This window comes from Pseudomonas sp. Soil_N_39 (assembly GCF_057655955.1).
This window is the reverse complement of sequence record NZ_JBDGLI010000013.1, coordinates 109,696-123,433: the sequence shown is the minus strand read 5'-3', so window position 1 is coordinate 123,433 and position 13,738 is coordinate 109,696. Positions and strand designations below refer to the sequence as shown.

8 protein-coding genes are annotated in these 13,738 nt (G+C 62.9%); 3 read left to right on the top strand and 5 right to left on the bottom strand.

Annotation, left to right across the window (positions count from 1 at the left end; genetic code table 11):
• Positions 1-52 precede the first annotated feature (52 nt).
• From nirD to AC3A5O_RS19620, 3 genes are all read right to left on the bottom strand, one after another.
• Positions 53-439 (bottom strand): nitrite reductase small subunit NirD, encoded by a 387-nt coding sequence (gene nirD, locus AC3A5O_RS19630; RefSeq protein ID WP_122568576.1) that lies wholly within the window; start codon positions 437-439, stop codon positions 53-55.
• Entirely contained in the window at positions 439-3,000 is a 2,562-nt protein-coding gene (gene nirB, locus AC3A5O_RS19625; RefSeq protein WP_122568575.1) for a nitrite reductase large subunit NirB, read from the bottom strand. The genes nirD and nirB overlap by 1 nt, the downstream gene beginning before the upstream one ends.
• Before the next feature lie 702 nt (positions 3,001-3,702).
• The gene (locus tag AC3A5O_RS19620; protein ID WP_487753594.1) at positions 3,703-4,326 is read right to left on the bottom strand and encodes a TetR/AcrR family transcriptional regulator; all 624 of its coding nucleotides are present in this window, start codon (positions 4,324-4,326) and stop codon (positions 3,703-3,705) included.
• A gap of 82 nt (positions 4,327-4,408) precedes the next feature.
• Between AC3A5O_RS19620 and AC3A5O_RS19615 the strand changes: the two genes are divergently transcribed.
• Complete coding sequence (locus AC3A5O_RS19615; protein WP_122568573.1) at positions 4,409-5,038, top strand: NAD(P)H-dependent oxidoreductase; 630 nt, start codon at positions 4,409-4,411, stop codon at positions 5,036-5,038.
• Positions 5,039-5,068: 30 nt separating this feature from the next.
• Here the strand turns inward: AC3A5O_RS19615 and AC3A5O_RS19610 are convergent, their stop codons facing one another.
• Entirely contained in the window at positions 5,069-6,631 is a 1,563-nt protein-coding gene (locus tag AC3A5O_RS19610; RefSeq protein ID WP_487753593.1) for a L,D-transpeptidase family protein, read from the bottom strand.
• A 162-nt stretch (positions 6,632-6,793) separates the two neighbouring features.
• On the opposite strand from AC3A5O_RS19610, the gene AC3A5O_RS19605 reads away from it, so the two are divergent.
• Together AC3A5O_RS19605 and AC3A5O_RS19600 are read left to right on the top strand one after the other, a co-directional pair.
• Positions 6,794-7,477, top strand: a complete 684-nt coding sequence (locus tag AC3A5O_RS19605) for a murein L,D-transpeptidase catalytic domain family protein (protein ID WP_487753620.1) — start codon at positions 6,794-6,796, stop codon at positions 7,475-7,477.
• Between the two features lie 199 nt (positions 7,478-7,676).
• The gene (locus tag AC3A5O_RS19600; protein WP_305481516.1) at positions 7,677-8,642 is read left to right on the top strand and encodes a class I SAM-dependent methyltransferase; all 966 of its coding nucleotides are present in this window, start codon (positions 7,677-7,679) and stop codon (positions 8,640-8,642) included.
• Here the strand turns inward: AC3A5O_RS19600 and AC3A5O_RS19595 are convergent.
• Positions 8,617-13,716, bottom strand: coding sequence for a dermonecrotic toxin domain-containing protein (locus AC3A5O_RS19595; protein WP_487753592.1), 5,100 nt, complete (start codon positions 13,714-13,716; stop codon positions 8,617-8,619). The two genes, AC3A5O_RS19600 and AC3A5O_RS19595, sit on opposite strands and share 26 nt — an antisense overlap.
• Between the last annotated feature and the right edge of the window lie 22 nt (positions 13,717-13,738).

Sequence of the window (13,738 nt, the reverse complement as noted above, 5' to 3'; positions counted from 1 at the left end):
AGCCCGCTCCCACAGGTCTTCATGCAGTTTTCAGGTCACCCGATGGTTAGGATCAGTCTTCGCCAATCTCCACCACATCACCATTGAGCCGCACCGGCCACACCCGCAAGCTTTGCTCCGGGTACTCCAGGCAATGGCCGTCTTCCAAGCGGAAATGCTGCTTGTACATCGGCGACGCAATCACCAGGTCGCCCTTGATGCTGCCCAGCAAGCCACGGCCGATGACGTTGGCACCGGACTTGGGGTCGCGGTTGTCGATGGCGTACAGCGGCTTGTCCTGATGCTCAGGCAGGTACAGCAGCGCCACTTGGCTGCCGTCGTGCCAGGCGACCACGCCGGAGTTGGGCACCAGATCGTCGCGGCTGCACAGGGCCCGCCAGTGCAAGGGTTGCTGGGCGACATCGCGGGCGGGAATACGAACGACGTTTGACTGGCTCATCAGAGCACCTCCTCGGTAACGGGAATCAAGTGGAGTTCATGGGCGTGAACCGGCCGACGCTGGCCGCGCTCGCGGACGAAGTGAACGTCCGGATCGCCGCGCTGGTCATTGACGAAGGTGCGGAAGCGCTTGAGCTTCTCCGGGTCCTTCAAGGCATTGGCCCATTCGCATTCGTAGCGGTCGACCACCAGTTGCATCTGTGCTTCAAGCTCGACGCCCAGGCCCAGGCTGTCGTGGATGATCACGTCCTTGAGGTAATCCAGGCCACCTTCCAGGCTTTCGCGCCAGACCGAGGTCCGTTGCAGCTTGTCGGCGGTGCGGATGTAGAACATCAGGAAGCGGTCGATGTAGCGGATCAGGGTCTCGTCATCCAGGTCGGTGGCGAACAGCTCGGCGTGGCGCGGGCGCATGCCGCCATTGCCGGCCACGTAGAGGTTCCAGCCCTTCTCGGTGGCGATCACGCCGACGTCCTTGCTCTGGGCCTCGGCGCACTCGCGGGTGCAGCCGGACACCGCGAACTTGAGCTTGTGCGGCGAGCGCAGGCCTTTGTAGCGATCCTCAATGGTCAGGGCCATCTGCACGCTGTCCTGCACGCCGTAGCGGCACCAGGTGCTACCCACGCAGGACTTCACCGTGCGCGTGGATTTGCCGTAGGCATGGCCGGTTTCGAAACCGGCTTCGATCAGCTCGGCCCAGATGTCCGGGAGCTGGTGCAACTGGGCGCCGAACAGGTCGATGCGCTGGCCGCCGGTGATCTTGGTGTAGAGATCGTATTTCTTGGCGACCACGCCGATGGCGATGAGTTTGTCGGCGGTGATTTCCCCGCCGGCGATACGCGGCACCACAGAATAGGTGCCGTTTTTCTGCATGTTCGCCATGAAGGTGTCGTTGGTGTCCTGCAACGCCACCAGGGATGGGTCCATGATCGGCTGGTTCCAGCACGACGCCAGGATCGAGCCCACCGCCGGTTTGCACAGGTCGCAGCCGGTGTGACCACGACCGTGCTTGGCCAGCAGTTCTTCGAAACTGATGATGCCTTCCACCCGCACCAGCGCATACAACTCCTGGCGGGTGTAGGCGAAGTGTTCGCACAGGCTCTTGTCGACGCTGACGCCGCGGGCAATCAATTCATGCTCGAACACTTGCTTGACCAGGGCCGCGCAACCACCGCAACCGGTACCGGCCTTGGTGTCGCACTTGAGCTGGCCCAGATCGGTGCAGCCGCCGTCGATGGCCGAGCAGATCGAGCCCTTGGTGACGTTGTGGCACGAGCAAATCGTGGCGGTTTCGGGCAACGCCGCCGGGCCCAGGGTCGGAGCGCCTTCGGACGATGGCAGGATCAGGCTGGCCGCGTCCTTGGGCAAGGCGATGCCGTTCTGCATGTATTGCAGCAAGGTGTCGTAGTAGCTGTTATCACCCACCAGCACCGCGCCGATCACGCGTTTCCCGTCGGCGTCCACCACCAGGCGCCGGTAGCTGGCGCTGGTTTCGTCGATGAACTGGAAGCTGCGCGAACCCGGGGTGTTGCCATGGGCGTCGCCGATGGAGCCGACGTCCACGCCCAGCAACTTGAGCTTGGTGGACATGTCGGCGCCGGTGAAGGCTTCAGCGCTTTCGCCACACAGCCGGGCCGCAACGTTGCGGGCCATCTGGTAGCCCGGGGCGACCAGGCCGAAAATGCTGCCGTTCCAGGCCGCGCATTCGCCGATGGCGAAGATGTCCGGATCGCTGCTCTGGCAATGGTCGTCGATCACCACGCCGCCGCGCGGGCCGATCTGCAGGTCGCTCTGGCGAGCCAGGGCATCCTGGGCGCGGATACCGGCGGAAAACACGATGAGGTCGGTTTCGAGGAAATCGTCGTCGCCGAAATTCATCCTATAACGGTACTGCTCACCAATGCTGATGGACTGGGTGCCCTTGGACAGGTGCACGCCGACGCCCAACTTCTCGATGCGTGCCTTGAGGGCCAAACCGCCCTGGGTGTCCAACTGCACCGGCATCAGCCGTGGGGCGAATTCCACCACATGGGCCTCCAGGCCGAGGGTCTTGAGGGCGTTGGCCGCTTCTAGGCCCAGCAGGCCGCCACCGACCACCACGCCGCGGCGGGCGTTGCTGGCGGCGGCGCGGATCGCGTCCAGGTCCTCCAGGGTGCGATAGACCAGGCACGAATCGCCTTCGGCGCCTTCAATCGGCGGCACGAACGGGTAGGAACCGGTGGCGAGCACCAGTTTGTCGTAGCTGATGCGATCCTGAGCGGTCACGACCTGATGCGCATCACGGTCGATTTCCAGCACCGGCACCCCCAGGTGCAACGTGACACCGGGGGTCTGGTACAACGAAGCCTCACCGAGGGCCAGGGACTCGGCGTCACGGCCCGAGAAGTACTCGGACAGGTGCACGCGGTCATAGGCACGCATCGGCTCTTCACTGAACACATGCACGCGGTAATGATTGAGGGCACCGCGCTCGATCAGTTGCTCGACGCAGTGATGGCCGACCATGCCATTGCCGATCACGATCAGCGTTTGCAGCTTGTTCAGAGAAGCAACGTTGGAATTCATAGAAAGCACCCGACAAAAGCCCATCACGATTTTGAAAGCAAAAAAAAGACGCCTGAAACCTTGCGGTTCCAGGCGTCTTTGCCTGTTCTGTGCGGTATCGGCCCGGCGACTGCGCCCCGACCTACCGTTATCCCCCGGCCTGCTGGCACTCGATCTTCGTTGACCGACGGGGCTGCCCACTCGACTGTGTTCGCGGTGGGCCTGGATAGCCTCTTGCAGCGAGCGTGCCAAACCTTCTCCACACCCTATTCACGGTCGAGCATTCACCGCTAATCCCCTGTGGGAGCGGGCTTGCCCGCGAAGGCGTCAGCTCAGTCACCGCAAGCCAACCGGCGCCCGCCACCGCTGCGCAAGCACCGCCAACTGCCTTGGGATGGTGCGATCACCGCGCCTGCGGCTTCATAAAAGTGCAGTCCGCCATCAGGAGGGGCTTGCTCTGGATATCAGTCGGTCAGTTAGCAGATAGGCTGAATGTGCCGCCATCATCGCGAGCAAGCTCGCTCCCACAAGGGTAAGTGATGAGTGCATGTTCAGTTGTGGGAGCCGAGCTTGCTCGCGATAGCCATGGGTCGGCTTGCGCAGATGTTGAATGCACTGACGTCATCGCGAGCAAGCTCAGCTCCCACAGGGGATTGTGGTAATGGCAGGAGGGGCTCGCCAGCATTCCATTGTGGGAGCGAGCTTGCTCGCGATGGCGGTGGGTCAGCTTGAAGGGTTATCGGCGGTCCTGGTCACCATCGCCACAATACTGGCCAGCAGCTCTTCCTTCGCCTCGGCAGCGCTGATTTCCCCGGTGGCGGCGGCATTGGACAGTGCTTCCGCCGCCCCCAGCATCGCCCGCAAACCGGCCTGGGTGATGCCCTTCGTGCCAGCGAACGGTTCCAGTACCGCGCGACACTTGTCGAGAAAAATACCCTCGTATTCGCGCTTGATGCGCTCCAGCTCCGGCGAACTGGTCAATGCCGCGATCACCCCGGGAATTTCCCGGCCTTGCAGCAGCACGCACTCGACGTAGGAAGACGCGATCACCGCCGCCCGGCTTTGCAGGGTGGCGTCGCTGGCGTCGAGGGCCGCATCCATCAGCGCGGTCTGACGGGCGTCGAAATCCTGGTAAAGCGCTGCCAGCAGCCCGGATCGGCTAATGAAGTGGTCGTAGACGATGGGCTTGGTCACCCCCGCCTGGTCCGCCAATCGGGCCAGCGTCAGGGCGTCGCTGCCCTCCTCGCGCACCAGTCGCCAGGCGACATCGAGCAATTGGCGCTGCCGGTCATGCCGGGATAAACGACGACGAGGTGCAGGCTGCGAATGTTCGTCAGTGCTTGACATGCTAACTTTACCAACCGTAACTTACTAAGCGTAACTTAAGCATACCTGTCATCAAGACCTCGTGACCAGAAGGAGTTTCGCCATGCATGCACTCATCGTTGTGGCTCACCACGATCCGCGCTCCCTCACTCATAGCCTGGCCGGGAAAATCGCCGAGGGCATCACCCGCGCCAACCCTGCCGATACGTTCGAGATCGCCGACCTGGCTGCCGAAGGCTTCGAGCCACGCTTCAGTTTTGCCGACCACGCTGTGCACCACCGCGAGGCCTTGCCACCCGCGGATGTGCTGGCCGAGCAAGCCAGAATCGACCGTGCCGACGCGTTGGTGCTGGTCTATCCGATTTATTGGTGGTCCATGCCCGCGCTGCTCAAGGGCTGGATCGACCGGGTGTTTTCCAACAGCTGGGCGTTCGATTTCAGCCTCGACAAGCCGTTTATCCAGAAGCTGGGGCACTTGCGGATCCATTTGGTAGGCGTCGGTGGCGCCGATGCCGACAGCTTCCAGCGCCACGGCTACGGTGAGGCGATGACCACGCAAATCGACCATGGCATTTTCGGTTATTGCGGCGCCCAGGTAGTGAGTTCCCAGCGTTTGCTCGACTCGGAAACCGCCGATCCGCAACAACATTTGCAGGCCGCCGATGTTATCGGCCAGCGCTTGTTCGCAACGCTCGACGAAAACACCCACGCGCCCGCGACTGTATGCGCCTGAGCTCGGAATTAAGCGCTCGGAACTAAGCGCTCAGAGCGCCCGACCATGGGCGGCCGACAGCGTCACGTCACGCCCATAGATATCCGGGATGTACACCGCCTGGCCCTGGCTGTCCGCTTGTACTGTCCAGTACCCCAGCAGGATCGGCACGGGTCGGGCCAGCCTGAATTCATGGGTCGACTCAGTGGCCAGCAGAGTGTCGGTGCGTGCGCGTTCGGCCGGGCTGACCAGCAGGTCGCGCAAGTGCATCACTTGCTCGATCCGCACGCAGCCTGAACTGAAGGCCCTCGGGCCCTTGCTGAACAACGACTGGCTCGGTGTGTCATGCAGGTACACCGAAAACGGGTTGGGAAAACGGATCGCCATTTTGCCCAACGGGTTCTTCGGACCTGGATCCTGACGCAGCATGAGGTTGCCCGGGTGCTCCCAGTCGATATCCTCCGCCAGCAACGGCAGGCCATCACTGTCGAGGATCCTCAGGTTGTGGCGAGCGAGAAACTCCGGGTCACGGCGGATTTCGGGCAGTTTGTCTTCGCGCATAATGGTCGGCGGAATGGTCCAGGTCGGGTTGAGCGTCAGCCGGGTGACGTGGGATTTGAGCAACGGTGTCTGCCGTTGCGCACGCCCCACCTGGGTGCGGGTTTGCCAGACTGGCGCGCCACCCTGGTAAACCGTCAACTGCGCCGCTGCCACGTTTACCAGGACACTGTCAGTCTCCACGTCCTGGGCCAGCCAGCGCATGCGCTCCAGGTTGATGCGCAACTGCTCGCGGCGCATGGCCGGGCTGATGTTCAGCTCGGTGACGGTCCACGGTCCCACCACGCCATCGGCCTGCAACGAATGCTGGGCCTGGAAACTCTTCATCGCCGCCACCAGCATGGGGCTGTAATGCTCGTCGCTCACCTGCGGCGGCGTACTCAGGTAACCCTCGTTGAACAGTCGTTGGGCCAGGGCGGGGACGCGGGCGTCCTGTTTGTCCGGTTGCAGCAACGGCCCACCCGGCACCGCTTGCCATTCGGCCAGAGGCTGTTGCCGCAGCCGGGCATAGAGGCCGCGCAGGTTGCGGTAAAGGTCCAGGTTCGGCCGTGCCTGTTCAAAAGCGTCGGCCAGGTTCTGCCGGCCCAGTCCGGCGATGGCCAGCACCACGGCGGGGTGATCCTGGGGCGGTGGGTTGGCCTTCCATACCGGTTCCAGCCGGTCTTGAGGCAGGTAGCCGAAACGCAGGTCATGCAAGGCTTGCAGGTAGCGCTGGCTGATGGCGATGTCGGCACAGTGAGTGGCCTGGACTGCCCCCTCGACCGGCAGGTTATAGCGGGCCGGATCCAGGCCGTCATCGGCCAGTTGTTGCAACTGGACCTGCAACGCCGCCCGTCGTTCGTCGTCCGCCCAGACTGCCTGGCCTGCGTTTTGCTGATAGAACGCCTGCAAGTCGAGCAACGTCGGAAAGTCGGCACCCACCGCGACGTCCGGGCACGCAACCACCCATTGCGCCAGGGTGGTCTGCACCAGTGCCGGATCGCTGTCTTCGGCTGTGGCGACCAATGGCGCAGTGAGCAATAAAAGGCTCAGGTAACATGCGGACTTTTTGAACAACTGCTTTACTCCAATCCATGGCCGTCTCGTTGACGGTGAATTTTGCGACAGGTACGACCCGCCATCATGCAGACAAACGAAATCGGACGGGATGCCGCGAACGAACACCACGTTGGAACCCCTTCGCCTGTATCGGGCTTTTTGCGCCGATTCTGCCTGGTCATGCTGGGCCTTGGCATCATTTGCAGCCCGGCGCTGGCCGAAAAAAAGCCAAAGCCGCAAACGCTTTACCACAGCCTCGCCCAGGCAGCGCCGGAACTCAATCCCCTGGCGCTCAAAAGTGCCTTGAGCGCCATGCAATGCGCGGTCGCCAATGGTGCCGGCCACGCCCGCCACTTGGCGGTCATCGATTACTCGCAACCCTCCACGGCCCGGCGCCTGTGGATCTTCGACCTGCGCCAGAAGAAGCTGGTATTGCGCGACTTGGTGGCCCACGGTCAGAATTCGGGAGAAAACTTCGCCACGCAATTTTCCAATCGCCTGGGCAGCTATCAATCCAGCCTGGGACTGTTTCGCACCCAGGAAAGCTACCAGGGCACCCACGGCTATTCACTGCGCATGGATGGCCTGGAGCCGGGCTTCAATGACCTGGCCCGTGATCGGGCGATCGTGATCCATGCCGCCGACTACGTGAACCCGTTGTGGAGCGTGCGCCAGGGCCGTATCGGGCGCAGCCAGGGCTGCCCTGCCGTACGCCCGCAAGTGGCGCGCCAGGTGATCGACAAACTCAAGGGCGGGCAATTCATGTTTTCCTGGTACCCGGACCCGGGTTGGCTCAAGCGTTCGGCCTATCTCAATTGCCAGCCACAACAGGTGGCGAGCATTCTGGCCACCAGCGGCAGTTAGTAGTGCCTTTGTGGCGAGGGGATTTATCCCCGCTGGGCTGCGAAGCAGCCCCAATGCAGCAGACTCATTCTTCCTGACACGCCGAGTTGGCAGGTAGGGCTGCTGCGCAGCCCTGCGGGGATAAATCCCCTCGCCACAGATTGCACCTGCTGAAACGCTGGTTAAAATGCCGGCCTTTCGAATCCCTGGCGTTGCTTGAATGAATTGCGTAGCCCTTCAAACCCTTCACGACCATTTGCTGACCGCCCTGGCATCGGTACCGGAAGAAACCCGCCGCCTGCTCCATGGCCGCGGACGCTGCTGGCCGGGCCTGGAGCAGGTCACTGTCGACTGGTTACAAGGGGTGGTGCTGGTCTCGCTGTTCAAGGAACCGGAACCCACGCACCTGGACGGGTTGATCGCGACGCTGCTGGCGCTGACGACATCGCCAGCCTGGCAACACAGCAAGGCCCATACACTCGCCGTGCAGCATCGCTACCTGCCACAAAGTCTCACCCAATGGTTGGTGGGCGAGCCCATTGATGAATGGACCCTGACCGAAGGCGGCCTGCGCTACCGGATCGACCTGGGCAAGAAGCAGAATAATGGCCTGTTCCTCGACATGCGCTACGGTCGCGACTGGGTGCGGGCCAACGCCTGTGGCAAGCGGGTGCTGAACCTGTTCGCCTACACCTGTGGCTTCTCCGTGGCGGCCATTGCCGGCGGCGCGGAGCATGTGGTCAACCTGGACATGTCCCGAGCGGCCCTGAGCCGCGGCCGTGACAACCATCGGCTGAACGACCACGACCTGAGCCAGGTGAGCTTCCTCGGCCACGACCTGTTCAAGTCCTGGGGCAAGGTGATCAACAGCGGCCCGTACGACCTGGTGATCATTGATCCGCCCACCTTCCAGAAAGGCAGCTTCCTGTTGACCAAGGATTACCAGCGGGTGTTGCGCCGCCTGCCGGAACTGCTGACCGCCCACGGCACAGTCCTGGCCTGCAGCAACGACCCGGCCACCGGCCCGGATTTCCTCATCGACGGCGTCACCCGCGAAGCGCCCGGGCTGGTGTTCGAAGCACGCCTGGACAATCCACCGGAATTCCCGGATATCGACCCGGCGTGTGGCCTGAAGGCCTTGGTCTTCAGGGCGACAGCGCCTACGGCACCGGCCACCATGCATTGACCAGCCCCATGGTGATCCGCCGCACCAGCGATTCGACCTCCCGGCTCTTGACCGAACGGTAGATCGCCATGGTCCGCCGCAGTTGGTCCTCGTTGAGCATCACCGGCTGGCGTGCGCTCCAATCCACATCCGTCACGGCCTCGAGCCCCACGCCGCGCCAGACGATCCGGTCGCCTTGGGTGACGGGCTCCAATGGGCTGGGCAGGCTGGCGTCCGGCTGCACCAGGTTGTCCAGCATCACTTGCGGCCATCGGGACGGATTCACCGGCTCGCTGAAGGCCTCCACCAGATCGTCGTCCAGCGTATCCCAGAAGGCCAGCCCTTCGGACCAATCGCGGGACATCAGCCCCAGGTAGGGCCGCCAGGCCATTTCTCCCACGCGCGGAGCCTGGTCATTGCTGTTGAAGGTGTCCTGGGCATCGCTGAGCCAGTCGATGAATGCCTCACGGGTCATGTGTAGCTGGCGCTGCGCAAGGTCGGGGTAACGCTCCGTCAGAGCATGGTTCCAATAGGCGTAATGCTCTGCCAGGAACGTTGCAAAGGGCACGCCTCCTCGAACGAGGCGCGCGCGCATCACCGATTCGAACAAGTGGAAATGCATCTCGAATTCAGCAAGGTTTGGCGTTTGTCGATCCAGGATACGGGCTTGCAGGCGCGTGCGCAGTTGTCGCAATTGCTGGTCGAAATCGCCAACCAGCATCGGGAGCGGGTCGTGAGCGTTCTCGTAGCCGATGTAGTGCTGCAAGACAGCGGCCGCCCTCCCGCGATCGGCGAAAGATAACCCGCCAGACGTCTGCTTTTCTGTGTTGCGGATGCCAACAGAGAACCAGTCAATGAAGCTCCGCATCCCGGGATCGTCGCGGGCAACCTCCAGCGCTCTCTTGAGAGCCGGGGAAAAGTAGAGCCAGTCATCGACGGTGTACTGGAAAGAGTCGGGATATATGACGCGCAGGGCCTGGATCTGAAGACTGGGCAATGGATTGTCATCGAGCCATACGGCCAGCGAGCCCCGATCGGGCAAGCGGTCGAGCGCGGGCAGCAAGTCATCCAGGATATTGGTGATGCGGTTGCCTCGAAGATCGAGGACGTACAGAGCGGACGGATGCTTGGCCAGCACCGCCAACGCCAGCGGAGGCACCCGATCGAGCCCGCTCCTGGCCACTCCCAGCTCGTACAGGCTCGTCAGCTCTGGCAAATCGGGTAGGTCCCTGCAATTATTTCCGTTCAGGCGTAGCTCCTGCAAACCCGCCGCGGTACGCAGGAATGCACTGCCCTCATCATCCAGGCGCAGGCCACAGCGCGACAGATCCAGCACCCGCAAGTCCGGCAACCGAGTCAGCGCCTGCAGCTGCTCGGGTGTGAAATCCAAGTTTTCGGCCCACACCACCTCACGCAACGTCGGCAGTGCGGCCAGGCTGTCAATGGCTGCAATCACGTCCGCACTGGTTCCCATCTGCGGACCGCTACTGATCCCCGTCAGGTCCAGGGCGGCTATTCTAGTGGGTTCAGCACCGGTCAATGGCGCGAAGACATTTGCGTGCAGATGGAGCGGATTGCCTTCCATTGACAGTTCCACCAGCGAACGTAACTCACCTGCCGCCACCGGAATCGTGGTGAGATGATTGCCCTGCAGGTTCAACGTATCGATGTTGGGGAACAATCTCAGGAAGTCTGAAGGGTCCTCGCTAAGGCCCATATGGCTCAGCGCCACCAAACGGACATGCTCGAAACGTGCACTGATGGGAGGCAACCGACCGACGTCCAAAGCCCCTAAGCGTAATGCCACCTCACTACCCTCCAGCCCCGGTTCGGCTTCGCTCCGCCAGGCACGACGCAATTCACTGGCGATGGCATTGCGTTGCCCAAGCAGGGTCTCACGGTCGTACTGCTGTTCGTTAGGGTGGTGGAAACCCTCATGGTCCACCCACTGGCGCAGCCCATCGTCCAGCGTGGTCCATTCGTTTTCCAACTGGGTGACCAATTCGCCCAGGCTGATGCCTTGGTGCCCGGCCTGTTCCGTCAGGTTTGCCTGTAGCTGTATGAGACGCTCCCCTCCATGGCTGGGATAGAGCCGCTCAAGACGCTGCTCCAGGCTGCCGCGCCAGTCGTGCAGCGGCAGTCTGCCACGGCCGCTGAGGGGGTACACCAAGTGCCCGTTCAACCATTGCGGCCGCGATCCGACACTGCCCAGGCGCCTCATCGACAGGTAGGGACGCAGGCCTTGCCGGTCCTCCAGGGCCTGTGCAAGCAACTGGGTCCGAAGCTTATCCGCCTCCCAGATATTCAAGCCCAGCGCCCGACGCGCGTCGTCCGATAGCGCCCGCAGCAGCGCATCCTCCAGGCTCATGGGATTTGCCAACTCTTCGCCGGTTTCGTCAAAGGGGCGGTACTTGTCGCCTTCCTGGCGAATGGTTTTCAAGGGGCCGTCCTTCCCCACGGTTATCGGATCTTGCAGCTCGCGCAGCCAAACACGCAGATGCACGCGACCCTGTAACCGGGGGGCATCTCCCAGCAGGCCGATGACGATGCGATCGCGATCGACAGTGCCTTCGCCCCGCTTCAGGGCGCGCAAGGCACGGGTCAGGCGCAGCTCGCGCAAGGCTTCGGCGCACTGCTTGCCCAGGTTCTCGGCCACCTTGCCTTCCAGCAAGCGCAACCGATCATGACCTGCCACCTCGTGGACCAGTTCGTTGGCGATGGATTCGGGCAGGTTCGGGAACGTCCGCATCACCGGGGCAGCTAAGGGATCGCGCACGACGTGACGGGCCATGGCCGCGTTCACCCGCGAGGCATTGCGTTCCAGGTACCCGGCCCAGCGTCCGGCCAACAAGCGGCTGCGCTCCAGCGGGCGCAGGCCGAGACTGCGTTGGCCGAGCAGCACGTTTTGCTCGTCCATGCTCAGGGTTTCCAGGATGCGGGCGGCCCAGGCGTCGTGCTCCAGGTCCGCTTTGCTCAACCATAGGAAGCGCGTATCGGCGATGTCACCCACCGGGTAGAGCCTCACGCCGTCGTGGTAGCGCAACGTCAAGCCCTCGGGCCACCCCGGTAGATCGACGAGGGTCTGGACGATGCGAAAATGCCTGCCTCCCGGCGCTTCGCCCCGGCGCAGGCGTTCAATGGTGTGCTGCACCCATTGCCAATTCCGTGTTTCATCCAAGGCATCGGCCAATATCGCCGGCATCGGCCGCCCCTGGACTTGCAGGTAGCGCAAATGCGCCTCGCTGATGCCGACCTGCCGTTGCAAGGCCAGGAGTGCGTTGTCATCCAGCTCGGCGGGGGTCTCGGCAAAGGTCCGCAGCAACGCCAGGTTATCGCGCTGCAACGGGTTGCGATGGGCCCACTGCCAGCCGCGGGCACGGCTCCATTCCAGTGGTGGCGTCACACCTTGGTGCCCGGTTGGCAGGCGCAGGTTCAAAGCGTCCTGTGCTCCCTGTACTTCGAAGTAACGATCCTCGATGCGCACCCACGCCTCGTCTTCCGTGCGCCAGACACCCCAGGCGTCCTGCTCGGCCTCCACGGGGGGTAAGCGTTGCGCTTCGAAGGCACTGACGTCGCCATTCCACAGGCGCGTGGTGCCGTCGCGTACCGGCATGGGTTCAACGGCCCCACCGACGAAGCCCAGGTAGGCACCTTGAGCAACCCCGAACAACACGTTGAAGATATGCTCGATCCCTTCTTGCGCGTGGCCTTCGTTGAACGCCTGGATGCCTTCGAAGATTTCGTACACCAGGCGCACGCCACCGACCGCCGCAGCGGTCATGCCGATGGGCGCGCAAAATGGGAAGAAGGTCGCGGCAACCATCAGCGAACGCTCGACAAGGCTCTCCCAATAGTCGAGACGAGCCAACAGCGCACGCCAGTCCTGGTCCCGGGTCGGGACCATCAGCGCCGAAGCGTTGGCCAGAGCATGGCCGCGCCATTCGTGGTAGCAAGCGTGCCAAGGGGCCTCGCGCAGGTCTTTCAGGCCCCAGGCCACCTTGGGCGTGGGTATCCGGATGTACCGTTGATTGCCATCCTCACCCCACTCGCCCTCGCGCCAGCCGGTGATGCGCGCATGAATTTCCTGGAAGAGATTGAGGTTGTCCGTCACCGTCCACTCCACCTGATCGTGCAGCGCCGTGCCCAGGCTGGCCTGCAGACGCAGCGGAAGGTAATGCATCAGGCCCTGGCGATAGCGGCGTTTGCGCAACCGTTCGGTGAGCTCCGCCGACAGCGCCTGCAAGCTGGGGAACTGCTTGAGCGGCGCCTCGGTGTCATGGGGCATGTGCAAGACGACCGGGCGAACACCCTGGGCATCGCCCTTCAGTCCCCAGTACAACCGGACGCTAAACAATGGGGCCGAGAGCAACTCCAGCGCCTTGACCTCACAGGCCAGGGGGGAGACACGCCGGTCTTCGAGATGAACGCCCACATGGGCCAGCAACCGCTCACCGGTTTCATCCAGGCGCCCTTCCAGCTTGGCTTGGTAGGCGTCATAGGCGAGCTGGCTGCGGGCGTACGCCATGTAGGCTTTGGCAATGGCGGGCACCTCATCGGCAATACGAGGCATTTTCTGTTCGAGCAACTGTCGATAGGCCCCGCCCACATCCATGCGGCGACAGAGGCTGGCGAAACGGGCCGGGGGCGTGGCCAGGGTCGCCCTGTCAGACGGGGCGCCCCCTTGGGAGAACTCCCCTCGCCAGCCCTGGATGAACAGTTCGCCCTTGTTATCGAAATCGCTGCCGGCGACGGCGTCGGCGGGAGGGTAATTGCGCATGACCGCTTCGATCACCGAAAGCGAGGGGTCGGTGACGAAGGAACTTCGCCTGACCCTGGCCCGGCGTACCGCGTCTGCCACCGTGCCGGGGCCAATCACCCGGTTCCAATCCTGTACTTCTGGCTGGGTCTTGAGCCGATCGAGGGTGAACGCATAGGGCCCCGGCAGATCACTGAGCAGTGCATTGAGCGCATCACTGTCGCGCTGCAATTGACGGGTGAGCACTTTGAAACGCGTCTGCCGGGCCCGTGTGGCTCGCGTCAACCAGACGGGGAGCCTGGAGCGGATAAAATCGATATGAGTGTCTTGAGTAGACATGATGGACCTCCTTCCTTGGGGT